The 19,061-nt window shown below is 70.8% G+C and carries 17 protein-coding genes and 1 pseudogene; 7 read left to right on the forward strand and 11 right to left on the reverse strand.

Annotated features, from left to right (window positions below; all coding sequences use genetic code 11):
• The first annotated feature begins 276 nt into the window (after positions 1-276).
• The 6 genes from JYK17_RS19955 to JYK17_RS19980 all read left to right on the forward strand — a co-directional run bounded on the left by JYK17_RS19955 (position 277) and on the right by JYK17_RS19980 (position 6,560).
• On the forward strand, positions 277-1,056 hold the full coding sequence (locus JYK17_RS19955; RefSeq protein ID WP_108013593.1) for a DeoR/GlpR family DNA-binding transcription regulator: 780 nt from the start codon (positions 277-279) through the stop codon (positions 1,054-1,056).
• A gap of 79 nt (positions 1,057-1,135) precedes the next feature.
• The gene (locus JYK17_RS19960; RefSeq protein ID WP_108013592.1) at positions 1,136-2,506 is read left to right on the forward strand and encodes an ABC transporter substrate-binding protein; all 1,371 of its coding nucleotides are present in this window, start codon (positions 1,136-1,138) and stop codon (positions 2,504-2,506) included.
• Positions 2,503-3,441: a carbohydrate ABC transporter permease gene (locus tag JYK17_RS19965; RefSeq protein WP_222810914.1), complete on the forward strand. Its 939-nt coding sequence runs from the start codon at positions 2,503-2,505 to the stop codon at positions 3,439-3,441. Before JYK17_RS19960 ends, JYK17_RS19965 begins: the two co-directional genes overlap by 4 nt.
• Positions 3,438-4,295, forward strand: coding sequence for a carbohydrate ABC transporter permease (locus JYK17_RS19970; RefSeq protein ID WP_108013590.1), 858 nt, complete (start codon positions 3,438-3,440; stop codon positions 4,293-4,295). Before JYK17_RS19965 ends, JYK17_RS19970 begins: the two co-directional genes overlap by 4 nt.
• A complete protein-coding gene (locus tag JYK17_RS19975; RefSeq protein ID WP_108013589.1) occupies positions 4,292-5,281 on the forward strand; it encodes a zinc-dependent alcohol dehydrogenase family protein in 990 nt (329 codons plus the stop codon). The genes JYK17_RS19970 and JYK17_RS19975 overlap by 4 nt, the downstream gene beginning before the upstream one ends.
• A gap of 91 nt (positions 5,282-5,372) precedes the next feature.
• Entirely contained in the window at positions 5,373-6,560 is a 1,188-nt protein-coding gene (locus tag JYK17_RS19980) for a TerD family protein (protein WP_222810921.1), read from the forward strand.
• 79 nt (positions 6,561-6,639) lie between these two features.
• On the opposite strand, the gene JYK17_RS19985 is transcribed toward JYK17_RS19980, so the two are convergent.
• The 5 genes from JYK17_RS19985 to JYK17_RS20005 form a co-directional block, all read right to left on the reverse strand.
• On the reverse strand, positions 6,640-7,656 hold the full coding sequence (locus JYK17_RS19985; protein ID WP_222810915.1) for a 1-aminocyclopropane-1-carboxylate deaminase: 1,017 nt from the start codon (positions 7,654-7,656) through the stop codon (positions 6,640-6,642).
• A gap of 20 nt (positions 7,657-7,676) precedes the next feature.
• Entirely contained in the window at positions 7,677-8,321 is a 645-nt protein-coding gene (locus JYK17_RS19990; RefSeq protein ID WP_222810916.1) for a GntR family transcriptional regulator, read from the reverse strand.
• 46 nt (positions 8,322-8,367) lie between these two features.
• On the reverse strand, positions 8,368-9,951 hold the full coding sequence (locus tag JYK17_RS19995; RefSeq protein WP_222810917.1) for a TROVE domain-containing protein: 1,584 nt from the start codon (positions 9,949-9,951) through the stop codon (positions 8,368-8,370).
• A gap of 386 nt (positions 9,952-10,337) precedes the next feature.
• Positions 10,338-11,780, reverse strand: coding sequence for an alkaline phosphatase PhoX (locus tag JYK17_RS20000; protein ID WP_108013584.1), 1,443 nt, complete (start codon positions 11,778-11,780; stop codon positions 10,338-10,340).
• A gap of 172 nt (positions 11,781-11,952) precedes the next feature.
• Positions 11,953-13,395: a hypothetical protein gene (locus tag JYK17_RS20005; protein WP_108013583.1), complete on the reverse strand. Its 1,443-nt coding sequence runs from the start codon at positions 13,393-13,395 to the stop codon at positions 11,953-11,955.
• A gap of 278 nt (positions 13,396-13,673) precedes the next feature.
• Between JYK17_RS20005 and JYK17_RS20010 the strand changes: the two genes are divergently transcribed.
• Positions 13,674-15,500, forward strand: a complete 1,827-nt coding sequence (locus tag JYK17_RS20010; RefSeq protein WP_222810918.1) for a DUF8508 domain-containing protein — start codon at positions 13,674-13,676, stop codon at positions 15,498-15,500.
• 11 nt (positions 15,501-15,511) lie between these two features.
• Here JYK17_RS20010 and JYK17_RS20015 read toward each other — a convergent pair whose 3' ends face one another.
• The 6 genes and pseudogenes from JYK17_RS20015 to JYK17_RS20040 all read right to left on the reverse strand — a co-directional run.
• A complete protein-coding gene (locus tag JYK17_RS20015) occupies positions 15,512-16,246 on the reverse strand; it encodes an SRPBCC family protein (protein WP_128803397.1) in 735 nt (244 codons plus the stop codon).
• Between the two features lie 13 nt (positions 16,247-16,259).
• A complete protein-coding gene (locus JYK17_RS20020) occupies positions 16,260-16,871 on the reverse strand; it encodes an ArsR/SmtB family transcription factor (protein WP_222810919.1) in 612 nt (203 codons plus the stop codon).
• Positions 16,872-16,948: 77 nt separating this feature from the next.
• Positions 16,949-17,650 carry an antibiotic biosynthesis monooxygenase gene (locus tag JYK17_RS20025; RefSeq protein WP_128803395.1) on the reverse strand — a complete coding sequence of 234 codons (702 nt, stop codon included), beginning with the start codon at positions 17,648-17,650 and terminating at the stop codon, positions 16,949-16,951.
• Positions 17,651-17,755: 105 nt separating this feature from the next.
• The gene (locus JYK17_RS20030) at positions 17,756-18,277 is read right to left on the reverse strand and encodes a DUF3618 domain-containing protein (RefSeq protein ID WP_108013578.1); all 522 of its coding nucleotides are present in this window, start codon (positions 18,275-18,277) and stop codon (positions 17,756-17,758) included.
• A complete protein-coding gene (locus JYK17_RS20035) occupies positions 18,274-18,693 on the reverse strand; it encodes a phage holin family protein (RefSeq protein WP_222810920.1) in 420 nt (139 codons plus the stop codon). The genes JYK17_RS20030 and JYK17_RS20035 overlap by 4 nt, the downstream gene beginning before the upstream one ends.
• 73 nt (positions 18,694-18,766) lie before the next feature.
• Positions 18,767-19,061, reverse strand: a pseudogene (locus tag JYK17_RS20040) (hypothetical protein); the annotation flags it as partial.

Raw genomic sequence — 19,061 nt, forward strand, 5'->3', positions numbered from 1 at the left:
CGCCGCCGAACGGCGGAAAACGAACGCCTCCGAACGGCGGGCGGGCACCGAACGGGCCCGCCCGCCGCCGTATTCGGGCACCACGCCTGCCCGATCTCACGCGGCCGCTCGCAGCCGCGCAGGTCCGAGGCGGGCACTCCGCTGCGCAAACGGGCAGATACGGGCAGCATCGGGCGTGCAACAAGCCTGGTCAGTGCGGCACACCGGGGGTAAAACTTCCCCCGTGGGCCCGACCTGGGCCCGAACGGGCACTGAGCAGGGAAGGCGGGTGCGGCGATGACGGCGAACAACGCGAAAACGGCTGAAGAACGTCAGCGCGAGATCGTGCGCGTCGCGCGTGCCACCGGCTCCGTCGACGTCACCCTGCTCGCCGACCAGCTGGGCGTGGCCAAGGAGACCGTACGGCGGGATCTGCGCGCCCTGGAGGACCACGGCCTGGTCCGCCGCACCCACGGCGGCGCCTATCCCGTGGAGAGCGCGGGCTTCGAGACGACGCTCGCCTTCCGTGCCACCAGCCACGTGCCCGAGAAGCGCAGGATCGCGTCCGCCGCGGCCGAGCTGCTCGGGGACGCAGAGACGGTCTTCGTCGACGAGGGCTTCACCCCGCAGCTCATCGCCGAAGCACTGCCCAGGGACCGGCCGCTGACCGTGGTCACCGCGTCCCTGCCGGTGGCCGGCACCCTCGCCGAGGCCGACGGCATCTCCGTACTGCTGCTCGGCGGCCGGGTCCGCTCCGGCACCCTGGCCACCGTCGACCACTGGACGACGAAGATGCTGGCCGGCTTCGTCATCGACCTCGCCTACATCGGCGCCAACGGCATCTCCCGCGAGCACGGCCTGACCACTCCCGATCCGGCCGTCAGCGAGGTGAAGGCGCAGGCCATCCGGGCCGCGCGCCGCACGGTCTTCGCGGGCGTGCACACCAAGTTCGGCGCGGTCAGCTTCTGCCGCTTCGCCGAGATCGGCGCGCTGGAGGCCATCGTCACCAGCACGCTGCTGCCGTCCTCCGAAGCCCACCGGTACGCGCTGGAAGGCCCGCAGGTCATCCGCGTCTGACCAACCGAACACCCGTCCCCCCGAGCGACACGCCCCGCCCGCGGGCGCGCCTTATCTCCCCATACGTCCAGGAGCACCAATGAGAAGTCAGAGCCGCCGTATCCCCCGCTCCCTGTTCGTCGCGGCCACCGCCGGGACGCTCATCACCCCCCTTCTCGCCGGCTGCTCGGGCGCCGGTGGGGGCGGCGGATCCTCGTCCCACTCCATCAACGTGCTGATGGTGAACAACCCGCAGATGGTGGAGCTGCAGAAGCTCACCGCCGCCAACTTCACCAAGAAGACCGGCATCAAGGTGAACTTCACCGTCCTGCCCGAGAACGACGTCCGCGACAAGATCAGCCAGGACTTCGCCAACCAGGCGGGCCAGTACGACGTCGCCACCCTGAGCAACTACGAGATACCCATCTACGCCAAGAACGGCTGGCTCCACTCGATGGACTCGTACGTCAAGAAGGACACGGCCTTCGACCAGCAGGACATCCTCAAGCCGATGCAGCAGGCGCTGACCGCCGCGGACGGCAAGCTCTACGGCGAGCCCTTCTACGGCGAGTCGTCCTTCCTGATGTACCGCAAGGACGTCTTCAAGAAGAAGGGGCTGACCATGCCGGCCAAGCCCACCTGGCAGCAGGTCGCGGACCTGGCCGCCAAGGCGGACGGCGCCGAGCCCGGCATGAAGGGCATCTGCCTGCGCGGACTGCCCGGCTGGGGCGAGATGCTGGCCCCGCTGACCACCGTCGTGAACACCATGGGCGGCACCTGGTTCGACAAGGACTGGAAGGCCCAGCTGAACTCCCCGGAGTTCAAGAAGGCCACCAAGTTCTACGTCGACCTGGTGCGCAAGCACGGCGAGTCCGGCGCCCCGCAGTCCGGCTTCGCCGAGTGCCTGAACGACACCACGCAGGGCAAGACGGCGATGTGGTACGACGCCACGTCCGGCGCGGGCTCGCTGGAGGCCAACGGCTCCCCGGTCAAGGGCAAGATGGGCTACGTCCCGGCCCCCGTCGACAAGACGGACAGCTCCGGCTGGCTCTACACCTGGGCGTGGGGCATCCAGAAGGCCTCCAAGAACGCCGGCGACGCCTGGAAGTTCATCTCCTGGGCGTCCGGCAAGGGCTACGAGAACCTCGTCGGCCAGAAGGCAGGCTGGGCCAACGTGCCGGCCGGCAAGCGCTCGTCGACGTACGACATCCCCCAGTACCGCAAGGAGGCGGCCGCCTTCGCGGACGTCACCCGTGACGCCATCTCCAGCGCCAAGCCGAACGACCCGGGTGTGCAGCCGCGTCCGGCGCCCGGCATCCAGTTCGTCGACATCCCCGAGTTCACCGACCTGGGCACCAAGGTCTCCCAGGAGCTGAGCTCCGCCGTCGCCGGCCGGCAGTCCGTGGACAGCGCGCTGAACAAGTCGCAGAAGCTCGCCGAAGCCGTCGCGAAGAAGTACGAGGGATCATGACCGCCACGACCTCCCCACGGGTCGCCGCCGCCCCCGCGCGGCCGGCGGCCCGGCCGTCGAACCGCATGCGCGCGTGGGCCACCCGCGCACCGCTGCTGCCGGCGCTGGCCTTCATGATCGTGGTGACCCAGCTGCCGTTCGTGGCGACCCTGGTGATCTCGTTCTTCGACTGGAACGCGCTGTACCCGAAGGACCGCCACTTCACGGGCATCGACAACTACCGCCAGGTGCTCAGCGACTCCGACCTGCGCCACTCGGTGTGGACGACGATCCTGCTGACCGTGACGGTGGTCCTGGTCAGCCTGATCCTCGGTCTCGCCGTCGCCCTGCTGCTCAACCGGAAGTTCCCCGGCCGCGGCGTGGTCCGCACGCTGATGATCGCCCCGTTCCTGGTGGTCCCGGTGGCCGCCGCCCTGCTGTGGAAGCACGTGCTCTACAACCCCGAATACGGCCTGTTCAACGGGTTGTTGCACTACGTGGGCGGCCCACAGCCGGACTGGATCTCCAACACCCCGCTGCTCGCGGTGGAGGCATCGCTGGTCTGGCAGTGGACGCCGTTCATGATGCTGATCCTGCTGGCGGGACTGCAGAGCCGCGACGGCCAGCAGCTGGAGGCCGCACGGGTGGACGGCGCGAGCGACTGGCAGATCTTCCGCCACCTCACACTGCCGCACCTGCGCCGCTACCTCGAACTCGGCGCCCTGCTCGGCTCGATCTACATCGTGCAGAACTTCGACGCGGTCTTCACGATCACCTCCGGCGGCCTGGGCACCGCCAACCTGCCCTACACCGTCTACCAGAGCTTCTACCAGGCCCACGAGAACGGCCTCGCCTCGGCCGCCGGCGTCGTGGTGGTCATCGGCTCCATCATCATCGCCACCTTCGCGCTGCGCGTGGTGTCGTCCCTGTTCCGCGAGGAGGTGGGCCGCGCATGAGCGCCCTTGCCGCAAGCGCCCGCAGCAACCGCCGCAAGCGCGGCGGGACAGGTCTGGGCCTGGTGGCCTGGCTGGTCGGGATCCTCTTCTTCCTGCCCATCGCCTGGATGGCCCTGACCTCGTTCCACTCCGAGACGGACGCCGCCACCAATCCCCCGTCCTTCGGCGCCTCCCTGACCCTGGACAGCTACCGCGAGTTCTTCGGTGCGGGCGGCGGCGCCGACCCCTGGCCGGCCCTCATCAACTCGGTCACCGCCTCCGTCGCCTCCACCCTGTTCGTGCTCGTGCTGGCCTTCCCGGCGGCGTACGCCCTGTCCATCCGCCCGGTGAAGAAGTGGACCGACGTCCTGTTCTTCTTCCTGTCGACCAAGATGCTCCCGGTCGTGGCGGGCCTGCTGCCGATCTACCTCTTCGCCAAGAACACCGGCATGCTCGACAACATCTGGCTGCTGGTCATCCTCTACACCTCCATGAACCTGCCGATCGCGGTGTGGATGATGCAGTCCTTCCTCGCCGAGGTTCCCGTCGCGGTGATCGAGGCGGCGCAGATCGACGGCGCCCGGCTGCCGACGATCCTCGCCCGCGTGGTGGCGCCGATCGCGCTTCCGGGCATCGCGGCGACCGCGCTGATCTGCTTCATCTTCAGCTGGAACGAGCTGCTGTTCGCCCGGGTCCTGACGGGCGTGGTCGCCGAGACCGCCCCCGTGTTCCTGACCGGCTTCATCACCAGCCAGGGCCTGTTCCTGGCGAAGGTGTGCGCCGCGTCCCTCGTCATCTCCCTGCCGGTGCTCGCCGCGGGGTTCGCCGCCCAGGACAAACTGGTCCAGGGCCTGTCGCTTGGAGCCGTCAAATGAAGGCCGCCGTCATCGAGTCCGTGGGCCGCGCCGTCGTCACCGAGGTCCCGGACCCGACGCCAGGGCCCCGCGAGGTCGTCGTCGAGGTCGCGGCCTGCGGCCTGTGCGGCACCGATCTGCACATCCTCCAGGGCGAGTTCGCGCCGAAGCTGCCGATCGTGCCCGGACACGAGTTCGCGGGCCAGGTGGTCGGCGTCGGCACCCAGGTCACGGAGGTCGCGATCGGCGACCGGGTGGCGGTCGACCCGTCGCTGTACTGCTACGAGTGCCGCTACTGCCGTACCGGCCACAACAACCTCTGCGAGCGGTGGGCCGCGATCGGCGTGACCACGGCCGGCGGAGCGGCGCAGTTCGCGGTCGCGCCGGTGGCCAACTGCGTGAAGCTGCCCGAGCACGTGCGCACCGAGGACGCCGCCCTGGTGGAACCCCTGTCGTGCGCCGTGCGCGGCTACGACGTCCTGCAGTCCCGCCTCGGCGCGCACGTCCTGATCTACGGCTCGGGAACGATGGGCCTGATGATGCTGGAACTCGCCAAGCGGACGGGCGCGGCGAGCGTGGACATGGTGGATCTGAACCCGGCCCGCCTGGAGACGGCCCGCACGCTCGGGGTCTCGGCGTCCGCCGCCACCCCGGACGAGCTGGACCGCCCCCAGGGTTGGGACCTGGTCATCGACGCGACCGGCAACGCGGCCGCGATCCAGGACGGCCTGGACCGCGTCGCCAAGGCGGGCACCTTCCTGCAGTTCGGAGTGGCCGACTACGCGACGCGCGTGACGATCGACCCGTACCGCATCTACAACCAGGAGATCACCATCACCGGCTCCATGGCCGTGCTGCACAGCTACGAGCGCGCCGCCGAGCTGTTCGCGAACGGCGTCCTGGACCCGGAGGTCTTCATCAGCGACCGCCTCCCGCTGGAGCGCTACCCCGAGGCGCTGGACCAGTTCGCGTCCGGGGTGGGCCGCAAGATCGTGGTGGTTCCGTAGCGGACCGGGCCGGGGGTGTGCGGCTCCCCCGAATGATCGAAGGGTAAGGGAACGGTAAAGCGCCCTCGCTCGTTCAAGGGGCATGACAGCTATGACCCCCGGCTCGAACATCCCTCTTCCCACCGCCCGCGTGACGGTGGACGTCGCCGCCCCGGTGCGGCTCGACGTATCGGGCCTGCTGCTCACCGGCGACGGCAAGGTGCGCTCCGACGACGACTTCATCTTCTACAACCAGCCGAGCGGCCCCGGCGTGACCCACCGCTCGGGCGGGGGTACGGCGCCCGACGCGATCGTCGTCGACACCGCCGCCGTCCCCGCGGGCATCGAGAAGATCGTGGTGACCGCCAGCCCCGACGCCCAGGGCCAGACCTTCCAGGGCATCGAACCGACCGCCACGATCCGCAGCGCGGACGACAACGGCGTCCTGGCCACGTTCACACCCCCGCAGCTCGGAGCGGAGACGGCCCTGGTGGTCGTCGAGATCTATCTGCGAAACGGCCAGTGGAAGGCCCGCGCGGTCGGCCAGGGATACGCCAACGGGCTGGCGGGCATCGCCACGGACTTCGGGGTCACGGTCGAGGAACCCGCCGCGGCACCCGCCCCCGTGGCACCGCCGCAGACCCCGGTGGCCCCGCCCATGTCGACCACGCCGCCGCCTCCGCAGGCCCCGCCGGCCGCCGCGGCCCCCACTCCCGGCGCCGGAAAGATCAACCTCGACAAGGGCCGCGTCAGCCTGCAGAAGAACCAGACCGTGTCCCTGGTCAAGGGCGGCCGCCCGCTGCTCAGCCAGGTCAAGATGGGCCTGGGCTGGGAACCGGCCTACGGTGGCAAGGACATCGACCTGGACGCCTCGGTCATCGCCTTCGGCCCGCAGCGCAACCACATCGACAGCTGCTACTTCGGCAAGCTGTCCATCCTGAACGGCGCCATCAAGCACTCCGGGGACAACCTCACGGGCGAGGGCGGTGGCGACGACGAGGTGATCGCGGTCGACCTCGGCCGTATCCCGCCGGAGGCGACGGGCCTGGTCTTCACCGTGAACTCCTTCTCCGGGCAGAAGTTCACCGAGGTCGCCAAGGCCTACTGCCGCCTCCTGGACGCCGCCACCGGCGAGGAACTCGTCCGCTTCGACCTCACCAACGCCGAGGCCCAGACGGGCGTGATGATGGCGAAACTGATCCGCCAGTTCTCCGGTGAGTGGGAGATGACCGCGATGGGCGACTTCGTCAAGGCCCGCACGGTCCGCAACATGGTCAAGCCGGCCGCACAGACCCTCTAGCCGACCACGACCACGCCCGCAGCCCCTCCGCCCGGAGCGACCGACACCGGCGGAGGGGCCACGTCCCTGGGCAGTACGCCTAGAACAGCGCGCTGTAGGCGTTGAGCGCGGGCTGGCCGCCCAGGTGGGCATAGAGCACCGTGGAGTCCGGGCCGATCTCGCCGCGCTCGACCAGGTCGACCATCCCGGCCATCGACTTCCCCTCGTACACCGGGTCGGTGACCATCCCCTCGGTCCGCGCGGCCAGCCGCATCGCCGCCAGCGTGGTCTCGTCCGGGATGCCGTAGACCCCGGCGTGATAGCGCTCGTCCAGCTCGACGTCCGCCTCGGTCGGCTCACGCCGCACCCCGATGAGCCGGGCGGTGTTCCGGGCGATCCGCACGATCTGCTCGCGGGTGGCGGCGGGCTTCGCCGAGGCGTCGATGCCGATCACCCGGCGCGGCCGCCCGCCCGCCTCCTCCAGCGCGGCGAACCCGGCGACCATGCCCGCCTGGGTGGAGCCGGTCACCGAACACACCACCACCGTGTCGAAGAAGACCCCCAACTCCCGCTCCTGCTCAGCGACTTCGTACGCCCACCCGGCGAAGCCGAGGCCGCCGAGCGGATGGTCGGAGGCGCCGGCCGGGATGGCGTACGGCGTGCCGCCCGCCTCCGAGACGTCCCTGAGCGCCTGCTCCCAGCTCTCCTTGACGCCGATGCCGAACCCGGCCTGCACCAGGCGCACATCGGCCCCGGCCAGCCGGCTGAGCAGAATGTTGCCCACCTTGTCGTACACGGAGTCCGGCCAGTCCACCCAACTCTCCTGCACCAGCACGCACTTGAGCCCGGCGCGGGCGGCGACGGCCGCGACCTGACGGGTGTGGTTGGACTGCACCCCGCCGATGGAGACGAGCGTGTCGCAGCCCTTGGCGAGCGCGTCGGCGACCAGGTACTCCAGCTTGCGGGTCTTGTTCCCGCCGTAGGCGATACCGGAGTTGCAGTCCTCCCGCTTGGCCCAGAGCGAGGCACCGCCGAGCCGCGCGGTCAGCCGCTCCAGCGGGTGCACCGGCGAGGGTCCGAAGAGGAGGGGGTAACGCTCGTACGAGGAAAGGGACATGAGTCCTCCCGGGGTCGGGATCAGTCGCCGTCGGCGAGGTCGGTGAGGGTGCGCCAGATCTCCGCGGTGACACGGACCGCCCCCTCCACGTCACCGGCCGCACAGGCGTCGATCAGCCGATCGTGCAGCCCGGCCGAACGGCAGGAGCTCTCGCCGAAGCGCCGTCGCTCCAGCCGGCGGATGAGGGGGGTGTAGCGGGCGATGGTGGCGGCCGCCGCGCCGTTGCCCGCGGCCTCGACGAGGACGTCGTGCAGTGCGTCGTCGGCGCGCAGGGCACCGTCGACGTCCCCCGCGCCGACGGCCGCGGCGAAGCGCTCGTTGGCCGTGCGCATCGCACCCACACCCTCGGCGGACAGCCGGGGCACCCCGGTCCGTGCGACCAGCTCGTGCAGCGCGCCGACCACGGCCGCCGCGTCCCGTACGTCGGCGGTGACCAGCGGGGTGACGCGGGTGTAGCTCTGCGGCTTGCTCTCCAGCAGCCCCTCGTCCACCAGCCGCGAGAACGCCTGCCGCACCGGCGCCCGGGACAACCCGAGCCGCTCGGCGAGCTCACCGTCCCGCACCACCGCACCGGGCGCGAGCTCCCCGGCGACGATGGCGTCACGGATCACCTCGTAGGCCCGGTCGCGGAGGAGGGTGCGTTGGACGGGTCGAATGGCCTCCATGAATTGAAATGTTAGATGTCAGCCGTACCGGCGGGCAAGGGTGCGCTCAGGCCGCCCAGGGCCAGTCGGCGTCCCGGGCCGCCTCCAGCAGCGGCACCATGCGGAAGGCCGCGTCCGAGAGCCCTCCGAAGGTGTGCCGGTTCGCCTTGCCCGACGGGCCGTGGCCCGCCAGGTGACCGGCGAGGTTCCAGGTGTAGACCGGAACCCGCGCGGGGACCTGCTCGGTCGGGTCGCCGTGGTGGCTGTAGTGGTACTGCTCGTCGGTGACGATCAGCACCCGGTCGTGCCCGCGGTAGTGCGCGCGCACCGCGCCGGTCGTGTCGGTGCCGCCCAGGTCGCCGAAGCGGTCGAGGATCCGCAGCACGGACTCGCCCTTGCGGTACGGGATCCGGTTGCTGGTGGAGCCGAACTCGACGAGGTCCGCCTTTGCCGCCCGCAGCGCGAGCGCCGCGCCGAAGACCGCCGCCGCGTCGGCCCGGGTCAGCTCCGAGCGGTCGGACATCCGCGAGTAGAACATCGAGCCCGAACGGTCCACGAGGACCAGCGTCCGGCCGGGCAGCGCCGGCACATTGGCCAGCGAGTGACCGAGCGCCTGCTCCAGCGGGTACGACCAGCGCAGCGAGGGCGCGTGCCGGTACGCGGCGAGGTACCGGAAGGGGAACTGCCGCGAGCGCGCGACCTCCGCCGGGTCGCTGATCTTCGCCGCGACCCGTGCCGCGACCTCGTCGGACACACCGGCCTCGTCGAAATTGCGCAGGTTACGGGTCAAGGCCATGGCCCCCATGGATGGGATGACCGCCTCCCACGCCGCCCGGTCCATCGGCCCCTGCAGCCACCCGGCCAGCGCCTCCCAGGTCATCCCGGCGGCGGCCAGCCGCTCGGCGCCGTCCTCGGACGTCACCACCGCGCGCCGCTCCGCCGGCGGCACCGCCATGAGCGCGCGGTGCGCGGCGAGCACACGGCTCGACGCGGGCGGCACCGCGGTGTCCGGGTTGTGCCTGCGGTCCAGGGCGTACTGGAACAGCTCGCCCTGCCACGGCTTGTCCGGGTCCGGGGCCGCGTGCACCAGGTTGAGGATGTCGCCGAAGCGGTAGCCCTTGGACGCGGTGTCGTACTTCAGCAGCGATGTCCCGCTGTAGAGGCGGCGCACGGCGTCGGCGATCCCCCGCTTGACGGGCTTGGGGACGCTGCGGCCGTACATCGCCGTCCAGTACCCGAGCAGTTCGCCGGGCTCGTCGGGGCGCCGCAGCACCGAGGCCACGACCTGCCGGTTCGACGGCCCGTCCGTCGCACCCGCGTCGAGGCGTGCCTTCACGTACTCCGCGGCGCCCACGATCGAGGCCGTACGGAGATTGCCCTCGCCGCGCAGCCAGCGGAGCAGGCCGGCGGTCCAGTCCGGGTCCTCGACGGCGAGCGCGCGCACGAGCCGCGCGAAGCGGTCGTCCCGGTCGTCGCCGGTCTCGTAAAAGGTGTGCTGCGACACGAGATTGGAGACCGCGAGAAGAAAAAGCTCGGAACGCGTGTCCCGCTCACGGCCGCGGCCGCCCTCGTACGTACGGAGCACTCGGCCCGTGGAGGTGACCCGCGAAACGGGCTGCGCCTTCGCGCCCTTGCGGTTGAATCGCGTCATGGTGAATTCCCCCGAATTCATTGCTGTTTCGGAGGGAGGCGCAGCAAAAGGAAGGTGCCCGGAATCGAGAGCAAGCCCGCACTCCGGACACACACCATGAACTGCGCCTCCCGAGATCAAGTCGGCGGCGGCATCGGATTCTTGTTGCGAAAGAAGTAGCCGCGGCCCGCGCACCGGGAGGTGCATGGAGTTGTAGGTGTCCAGAGATCGAAGTCGGCGGAACCGACGTAGGTGCTCTAACCCCTGAGCTACACCGGCGAGTTGTACCGGTGGCGGGATTCGAACCCGCGGCCGCCCCATTATCAGTGGAAGTAGGTCCTGCCTTCGCACCTGGACGTTGCCCACTCTAGGAGGCGGACCGCGGAACTCGCGAACCAATTAACGCGTCAACGCTTCTGACGCTTCCACGGCCCCGTGATGGCCAGCATGATCCCCGGGGTCTGGATGTTGGCGTACAGGGTCTTTCCATCGGGTGAGAAGGTGACGCCGGTGAACTCGCTGTACTCGGGCTCCGATTCGGTGCCGAGGTTCAGTTCGTTGCGGGCGATGGGGTAGGTGCGGCCGCTGTCGGTGGCGCCGAACAGGTGTTGCAGGCCCTCGCCGTCCTCGGCGATGACCAGGCCGCCGTACGGGGAGACGGTGATGTTGTCCGGGCCGTCGAAGTTGCCCTCCTTCGACGGGTCCGGGTTGACGCCGATGAGGACCTTCAGGGTCAGGGTGCGGCGCCCCGGGTCGTAGAACCAGACGGCGCCGTCGTGCTGGACGGGGCTCTCGTCACGGGCGTAGGAGGAGACGACGTAGGTGCCGCCGTCGGCCCACCACATGCCCTCCAGCTTGCGGGCGCGGGTGACCTGGCCCGCGGTGAACTGCTTGCGGACGGAGGTGGTCTTCGCGTCGCGGTCGGGGACGTCCACCCAGTCGACGCCGTAGACCGTGCCGATCCTCGTGGCGCGGGAGAGGTCGTCGACGAACTTGCCGCCGGAGTCGAAGCACTTGAAGGCCTGGAGTACGCCCGCGTCGTCGGCGAGGGTGCGCAGCCTGCCGCGGCCGTGGTGGAAGTGCTCGGGCGGGGTCCAGCGGTAGAGCAGGCCGTTGGGGCCGGACGCGTCCTCGGTGAGGTAGAGGTGGCCGCGCTTGGGATCGACGACGACGGCCTCGTGGGCGTAACGGCCCAGCGCCTTGATGGGCTTGGGGTTGCGGTTGGCGCGGCGGTCGGCGGGGTCGACCTCGAAGACGTAGCCGTGGTCCTTGGTGAAGCCGTTGGTGCCGGCCTTGTCCTCGGTCTCCTCGCAGGTCAGCCAGGTGCCCCAAGGGGTGTTGCCGCCCGCGCAGTTGGTGGCGGTGCCGGCGATGCCGACCCACTCGGCCACGTGGTCGCGGCGGACCTCGACGACCGTGCAGCCGCCGGCCGCGGCGGGGTCGTAGACGAGGCCCTCGGTGAGCGGGACCGGGTGGGGCCAGTCGGCGCGGGGGCCGGCCAGCTCGTGGTTGTTGACCAGGAGGGTGGCGCCGCGGGGGCCGTCGAAGGTGGAGGTGCCGTCGTGGTTGGAGGGAGTGAACTCGCCCGACTCCAGCTTGGTCCTGCCGCTGTAGGTGATGATGCGGTACTTGAACCCGGCGGGCAGGGCGAGGATGCCGTCCGGGTCGGGCAGCAGCGGGCCGTAGCCGACCCCGACGTGGCCGTGTCCCGGCCTGCCGTCGGCACTCTCGGTGTCCGTGGACGCAAGGGCGTTGGGGGCGGTGGCGAGAGCGCCGACGCTGCCCGCCAGAGCTACCCCGGCACCGGTGACCGCGGTTTTTCTGGCGAAGTCCCTGCGGGTGAGCGACATGGTGTCTCCTGAGACGGTGGGTGTGCCGTGGAGGGTGGCGGACCTCGGTTCGGCGCCACCGTCCCGCCCACGCCTGAACGGAGCTTGAACGCAGGGCGACACTTGCGGACCTGGTTCCATGAATCCGTAGGCAGGACCCCACGGAAACTTAAAACCCGCCCCGCGAAAACTTTCAACCCCCGTGCTGCGACCGCGCTTTGAACGCCGCCTTTCGGGCCTCCTTCGCGATGCGTTTGTCGGGGTGGAGGCGGCCCATGGCTTCCAGGACGTCTGCTGTGGCGGGGTGGTCGACTCGCCAGGCCGCGTCGAAGAAGCCGCCGTGCTGGGCGGCCAGGCCCTGTACCAGGGCGCGCAGTTCCTCGGAGTTGCCCTCGGCGGCCAGTTGGGCGGCGATGGTGTCGATGGTCAGCCAGAAGATCATCGCTTCGGAGGGTGCCGGTACGTCGGCCGCTCCGTGCTCGGTCAGCCAGACGCGGGCGAGTCCGCCCAGTTCGGCGTCGTCGAGGACCTCGCGCAGCGCGGGCTCGGCCTCGGTGCCGACGAGGGAGAGCGCCTGCTGGCAGCGCAGCCGGCGCAGCGGCGCCCCGCCGTCCGCACCCCGGGCCGCGGCGAGCAACTCCCGTGCGGCGGCGAGGGGTTCGCGGCGCGCCATCCACAGTTCGGTCTCGGCCTGCGCCGCCCGCTGGGGGAACGTCGCCGTCCCGTCGAGCAGGACGTCGGCCCCCTTGTCCGCGAGGTCGCCGACCGCGGGCGCAGCGAAGCCTGCCTCCAGCAGCCGGGAGCGCAACCCGTACAGGCCGAGGGGGGTCAGCCGCACCATGCCGTAGCGCGCGACGTCGGTGTCGTCCGGGGGCGTGAGGTCCTCGGCGGTGTTGTCGGCGTCCGCCATCAGCGCCTCGTCGACCGGCTGGAACTCCACGAGCCCCGCCGGTTCCAGCAGCCGGAACTGGTCGTCGAGCCGCATCATGGCGTCCGACACCTGTTCAAGAACGTCGTTGGTGGGCTCGCCCATGTCGCTGGGCACGAGCATCGAGGCGGCGAGGGCCGGCAGCGGCACGGGCGCGTCCCCGGGTCCGTCCTCGCTGACGGTGAGCAGGTACAGGTTGCCGAGGACGCCGTCGAGGAACTCGGCCTCCCCCTCCGGGTCCCACTCCAGCCGGGACAGGTCGACCTCGCCGCCCTCGTCCAGCGCGCCCTCCAGCCCTGCCAGCCCCTCCAGGTCGGGCACGCTCGCGTCGGCGAGCACCGTCTCCAGGGCCTCCAGCCAGACGGCCAGTACGTCGTGCGGTGAGCCCGAGGTGAGCAGCGCCAGATCCTCCCCGGCGGCGACGGTGCCCTCGTCCTCGTCGGTGACGTGGACGAGCCCCGTGTCCAGGGCGACCCGCCATGCCTCGCTCGCGAGGGCCGCGGCGTCGTCGCCGCTCAGCCCGAGCACCTCGGCCGCGGCCGGCAGCTGCTCGTCGACGAGTCCGCCCCCGGCGTCCACCCGGGTCTCGGGACCGGCCCAGCGGGCGAGCCGCGCGGCGCGGGAGAGCAGCGGCGTGGACAACGCGTCCCGCGCCAGTTCCGCTTCGGGGTGCAGGCGCACCGGCGGCAGGGGGGAGCTGTCTGACATCGGCTGGTTCTCCTCGGGCGTGTCGTACCACTCAGCCGCTCAGCCTAGACGGGTTTCGCCCCATGCCGCCCGGTTCATCTCCCGGACAGCGTTCGTACATGGCCGAAACCTTGACAAGTGGCGTGACCTCGCAGGAGATTGACGCGCGTAGAAATCCGACGGACACCTGTTCACCGAATTTCTACGCGCGTCGCCGCCGCCCCACCGGTCGCGGCCGCGAGACCGTCCACGCACCACCCTCGTCCCGGCACCCACGCACGTCCCCGGAGGGATTTCCGTTGCCGAGCAAGTCTTCCGCGCGTCTCGCCGCGCTCACCGTCGCCGCTGTCTGTTCCGCCGCGTCCACCGTCGCCCTGACCGCGCCCGCGCACGCGGACACCGTACGCATCCATGACATCCAGGGCGCCACGCGCACCTCCGCGTACGCCGGCCAGAAGGTCACGGACGTGGCCGGAATCGTCACCGGCGTGCGTACCTACGGCTCCTCCAAAGGCTTCTGGATCCAGGACCCGAACCCGGACGACGACCCGGCCACCAGTGAGGGCGTCTTCGTCTACACCAGTTCCACCCCGAAGGTCGCCGTCGGTGACTCCGTCACGGTCACCGGCACGGTCTCCGAGTACGTCCCCGGCGGCACCTCGTCCGGCAACCAGTCGGTCACTGAGATCACCAAGCCGGTGATCACCACCGTCTCCACCGGCAACGCGGTGCCCGCCCCGACGGTGATCGACGCGAGGTCGGTGCCCGCGCGCTACACCCCCGCGGGCGACACCGCGGCGAACGGCTCGGTCAACGGCCTGACCCTGCAGCCGAAGAAGTACGCCCTGGACTACTACGAGTCCCTGGAGGGCATGAACGTCCAGGTCGCCAACGCCCGCGTGGTCACCGGCACCGACCCGTACACCGAGCTGTGGGTCACGGTGAAGCCGCACGAGAACCCGACCCGCCGCGGCGGCACGCTCTACGGCTCCTACGACGACCAGAACACCGGCCGGCTGCAGATCCAGTCGCTGGGCGCGACCGCCGACTTCCCGGTGGCGAACGTCGGCGACTCGCTCACCGGCACCACGGCAGGGCCGATGGACTACAACCAGTTCGGCGGCTACACCCTCGTCGCGAACCAGATCGGCGCCCTCAAGAGCGGCGGTCTTCAGCGCGAGACGACGAGGAAGCAGTCCCACGGCGAGCTCGCGGTCGCCACGTACAACGTCGAGAACCTCGACCCGACCGACAACACGTTCGCCCAGCACGCCTCCGCGATCGTGAACAACCTCAAGTCGCCCGACATCGTGTCCCTGGAGGAGATCCAGGACAACAACGGCGCGAAGGACGACGGCACGGTCGCCGCCGACGTGACGGTGAACAAGCTGATCGACGCGATCGTCGCGGCGGGCGGCCCGAGGTACGAATGGCGCGGCATCGACCCGGTCAACGACCAGGACGGCGGCGAGCCCGGCGGCAACATCCGCCAGGTCTTCCTCTTCAACCCCGAGCGGGTGTCCTTCACGGACCGCGCGGGCGGCGACTCCACCACCGCGGTGGGCGTCACCAAGGTGCACGGCAAGGCCCAGCTGACAGCCTCGCCCGGCCGGGTCGCCCCGGCGGACTCCGCCTGGACCGACAGCCGCAAGCCGCTGGCCGCCGAGTTCGTCTTCCACGGCAAGACGGTCTTCGTGATCGGCAACCACCTGAACTCCAAGGGCGGCGACCAGGGTCTGACGGCGGCGTACCAGCCGCCGGCGCGCAGCTCGGAGACCCAGCGGCACGCGCAGGCGACGGTGGTCAACGCGTTCGTCAAGGACATCCTGCACGCCCAGAAGAACGCGGAGGTCGTCACGCTCGGCGACATGAACGACTTCGAGTTCTCCGGCACCACGAAGATCCTGGAAGGTGACGGCGCCCTGTGGTCGGCGATCAAGTCGCTGCCCAGGAGCGAGCGTTACACCTACGACTACCAGGGCAACCAGCAGGTCCTGGACCAGATCCTGATCTCCCCGTCGATCCGCCGCGGCCGCGGCTTCGACTACGACTCCGTGCACATCAACTCGGAGTTCCACGACCAGATCAGCGACCACGACCCGCAGGTGCTGCGTTTCCGCCCGTAACTCCCGCTTGCTCAGGGCTGGTTGAACACGCCGTTCAGCCAGCCCTGCCAGGCGGCCTCGCACTCCTTGATGTCGGTGCCCGGCGTGAAGTCGTGCAGCGAGATGCCGACCGGGTGGCCCCAGTGGTTGCGCCCGAAGACACGGGTGAGGCCACGGTCGGTGCGCAGCCCGATGAAGTACGGGTCGCGGTAGTCGACGACGGCCTCGAACTCGTCCGGTCCCCGGACCGTCAGGCGCGTACCGGCGGCCACGTCCTCGCCGACACCGAGCGCCCGCCCGACGACCGCGAGCGCGTCGGGCGCCTTGGACGACGCGGGCCCGTCGAAGGTGGCGAACGCGACCGGCCGGGGCGCGAAGTGGACCAGGTACTCGCGCAGGGTGTGCAGATAGAAGTCGTTGTGCTTGGAGGCGCCGTCGTACTGGTTGTCCCAGTCGTCGACGAAGATGCCGCTGTGCACGTACCGCACCCAGGCCCGACGACCCTCGTCGCGGGGCTCGATCGTGTAGTCGAGCTGGTTGAGGGTCTGCTCGGAGATGCCCTCGGCGTCCTCGACGCGGTTGGTGTAGCGGTGCGGCGGGTCCCAGGCGGTGATCTCGGACCCGAAGGGCCCCCTGCCGCCGACCCGGGGCTCCGGCGGCTCCATCGGCCACAGATAGCCGCCGGTTCCGGTGGTGATCGCCTCCCACACCTGCTCGGGAGTGGCGTCGACCTCGAACTCGCGGGCGATCTCGAATTCCTTGGACATGGGGGGCTCCTGACTACTCCGGCTCGGTCTGCTTGAGCTCGGTCTGCTTGAGAGTGGGGTGGACGGCCACGACGATCCGGTGCGCGCGCCCGCCCTCGGCACCGGGAGCGTCGTACTTGCGGATCAGCGCGGTGACCCCGGCCGTCAGCTCCTGCACGAACGCGGCCCGGTCGGCGGCCGAGGAGAAGCGGACCTCGCCGTCGAGCGCGTACGTCGCCAGCCGCTTGCGGGCCTTGGTGGCGCCGGTGATCAGCGCGCCGACGTCGCGCACCAGGCGGGCGCCGAGGGCGAGCAGCCAGCGCGCGGACAGCTGGTCCCGGAAGCGGTCGGGGTCGGGCTGCACGGCCGCGAGCGCGAGCGGCGAGATGACGTACGACGCGGCGGTCGCCCGCATCAGCCGCTCGGTGACATTGCCCTTGCGGCGCTCCCCGGCGAGCTCGACCAGGCCGTGCCGCTCCAGCGCCTTGAGGTGGTAGTTCACCTTCTGGCGGGGCAGTCCGACCTGGCCGGCCAGCATCGCCGCCGACGCGGGTCCGGCCGCCAGCTCGGCGAGCAGCCGGGCCCTGATGGGGTCCAGGGAGACGGCGGCGGTCTCGGGGTCCTCGATCACGGTGACGTCCAGCATGCGTCCACCGTCTCACCGAACACTTTATTTGTCCAGACGGTTCTGTCTGTCGGTGAGTCCTGCCGTTGCGGTGAGCCTCAGTCGGGGATCAGGCCCAGTGCATGCCGGTAACGGCTGACCGTGGTGCTCTTCAGGCCGGGCCAGGTCTGGACGCGGTGCCACTGCTCCGTGGACGAGCCGATGCCTTCGCCGGGCGCGGCGAGAGCGTCGAGGTGGGCGTGGGCGCTCTCCCATTCGGCGTAGTTGAGGACGCGAGTGCCGTCGGTGCTCAGATGGAAGTGGGCGGAGATGCCGCCGGGATGCGGGGTCGGCTCGCTGGCCAGCGCCTCGAAGACGGCGTCGACCCAGGCGCGCTGCCGCTCGGGGTCGGGTCCTTCGAACTCGATGTCGACGATCACGATGCAGCCGGGGACCCGCGTGTCGCCGTCCCGTACGCCGCTGCGGTAGCGCCGGTAGCGTCCCAGTCCCAGCCGTTCGATGCCGGGCACCGCGGTGTCGACGGCGTCTACGCGTTCCTGACGCTGCGTCTTCACGAAGGCCGCGTAGGCCGCTTCGTCGGTCCACTGCGAGTGGTGGAGCAGTGTGGAGGCGTCGTCGCCGGTGTAGACGTGATAGCCGAGCAGACCGTCCGCGGGCCAGGGACGCCCTCGCCAGGCCTCGTCGATCGCCTCGACGGTCTGCCGCTGACGCAGCGGGGTGCCCACGCGCCAGATGCTGAAGAAGGGTGCTTGGACGCGCGGGTCGGCGAGGTCGGGATGGGCGTCGGTACGGCGGGTCATACGAGCCTCCGGTGGGCGGTGACCGATCGATGTACCGCCCACCCTTCAACCTCAACCGCGATTCAGGTCAAGCCTGGTCTCACTTCTTCGGAAGCCGCCAGGTGATCACCTCTTCGGATAGCGCCAGGTGATCACCGCGGCCGCGACCAGGGCCGCGCCGATGACGAGCGTGGGCCGCGGATGGCGCTGCGCCGCGCGCACCACCGGCCGGGCGGGCCACGGCATGCCGTGCTCCGCCCGGTGCTGCGCCTCGTGCCCCGTCGTCTGCGCCGTGTCCTGGGCGGAGTGGCCGGTCCGCAGCGCCCGCTCGTGCGCCCGGTGCCCGGCCTTCGTGGCGTTGTCGTGCATCTGATGGCCGGCCTTGGTGGCCCTGTCCTGAACCTGGTGGCCTGCCTTGTTGGCCCGCTCCTGCATGGTGTGACCGGCCTGCGCGGCGGTGCTGCGCAGTTGCACGGTCATGGCTCCGGCCTTGTCCATGAGGTCGGCCGCCCGGGCCCGCGCGCGACCCTTCACGTCCATCTTCCCCGCCAACTCCTCCACCGTCGCGCCGAGTTCGCTGCGCGTGCGCTCGATCTGGCGGCGCAGCTCGTCGGGCCCCTTGGCGCCCGTCGCGGTCTCGTCCGTCATCGGCGTGCCCTTTCCTTGATCTCCTCGACATCGGCCTTGACGCTGCCGAGGGCCTCCTCCGGCGTGGGGGGAGTGGCCCGGCGCAACTGGGCGCGGCCGGTCATGGCGAGCACGACCGCGATCACGAACAGCACGGCCGTCACGATGAGTGCCGCGGCCCAGACCGACAGCGCCGGCGAGAGAGCGGCGACGGCCGTGCCGGCCGCGGCGAGCAGGCCCGCGTACGCGAACGCGCCCGCGGCGCCGAGCAGTCCGCCGCCGCGTCCGGCGCGCCTGCCCTTGGCGGCCATCTCCTCCTTGGCGAGGGCCACTTCTTGCCGTACGAGCCTGGAGAGCTGTTCTGCGGCCTGTCCGACCAGTTCGCCCACCGAGTGGTGCTCGTCGTGCACAGGCCCGGGGTGCATGGTCCCGGTCACGGCGTCGCCTCCTGTCGTGTTCCGCTCGTCTGCCTCTCGTTCGGAACACGACGGGTACCCCGGCTCTCCCCCGCTACCCCTGCCTGCCCCGGCCGGGTCCGTGGTCGCCCAGTCGGGCCAGCTGGGTCTGGAACCAGTCGAGGCGCGCCTGCAACAGGGCCGCCTCAGCGACGAGTTCGGGCACGCCGAGCCCCTCGGCGCCGGGCGCACCGTCCGTACGGGCCGGGTCGCCGCCGCGCGCCACCACCCGCAGCCCTTCTCCGGCCAGCCGGGCGAACGCCGCGAGCGAGAGGGACGTACGGGCGCGGACGCAGCCCGCGCAGGAGGGCGCGAGCCCGCGCCAGCCGGGGCGGCCCCAGCCCGCGTCG

The sequence above is a fragment of the Streptomyces plumbidurans genome (genome assembly GCF_019857225.1).
Lineage (GTDB): Bacteria > Actinomycetota > Actinomycetes > Streptomycetales > Streptomycetaceae > Streptomyces > Streptomyces plumbidurans.

Bases quoted from the DNA above. Each gene is read 5' to 3' on its own strand.
- JYK17_RS19990 (WP_222810916.1), bottom strand. From the start codon at position 8,321: ATGGAGGCCATTCGACCCGTCCAACGCACCCTCCTCCGCGACCGGGCC.
- JYK17_RS19975 (WP_108013589.1), top strand. From the start codon at position 4,292: ATGAAGGCCGCCGTCATCGAGTCCGTGGGCCGCGCCGTCGTCACCGAG.
- JYK17_RS20000 (WP_108013584.1), bottom strand. From the start codon at position 11,780: ATGTCGCTCACCCGCAGGGACTTCGCCAGAAAAACCGCGGTCACCGGT.
- JYK17_RS19995 (WP_222810917.1), bottom strand. From the start codon at position 9,951: ATGACGCGATTCAACCGCAAGGGCGCGAAGGCGCAGCCCGTTTCGCGG.
- JYK17_RS20015 (WP_128803397.1), bottom strand. From the start codon at position 16,246: ATGTCCAAGGAATTCGAGATCGCCCGCGAGTTCGAGGTCGACGCCACT.
- JYK17_RS19965 (WP_222810914.1), top strand. From the start codon at position 2,503: ATGACCGCCACGACCTCCCCACGGGTCGCCGCCGCCCCCGCGCGGCCG.
- JYK17_RS20025 (WP_128803395.1), bottom strand. From the start codon at position 17,650: ATGACCCGCCGTACCGACGCCCATCCCGACCTCGCCGACCCGCGCGTC.
- JYK17_RS20020 (WP_222810919.1), bottom strand. From the start codon at position 16,871: ATGCTGGACGTCACCGTGATCGAGGACCCCGAGACCGCCGCCGTCTCC.
- JYK17_RS20030 (WP_108013578.1), bottom strand. From the start codon at position 18,277: ATGACGGACGAGACCGCGACGGGCGCCAAGGGGCCCGACGAGCTGCGC.
- JYK17_RS20005 (WP_108013583.1), bottom strand. From the start codon at position 13,395: ATGTCAGACAGCTCCCCCCTGCCGCCGGTGCGCCTGCACCCCGAAGCG.
- JYK17_RS19955 (WP_108013593.1), top strand. From the start codon at position 277: ATGACGGCGAACAACGCGAAAACGGCTGAAGAACGTCAGCGCGAGATC.
- JYK17_RS19970 (WP_108013590.1), top strand. From the start codon at position 3,438: ATGAGCGCCCTTGCCGCAAGCGCCCGCAGCAACCGCCGCAAGCGCGGC.
- JYK17_RS19960 (WP_108013592.1), top strand. From the start codon at position 1,136: ATGAGAAGTCAGAGCCGCCGTATCCCCCGCTCCCTGTTCGTCGCGGCC.
- JYK17_RS19985 (WP_222810915.1), bottom strand. From the start codon at position 7,656: ATGTCCCTTTCCTCGTACGAGCGTTACCCCCTCCTCTTCGGACCCTCG.
- JYK17_RS19980 (WP_222810921.1), top strand. From the start codon at position 5,373: ATGACCCCCGGCTCGAACATCCCTCTTCCCACCGCCCGCGTGACGGTG.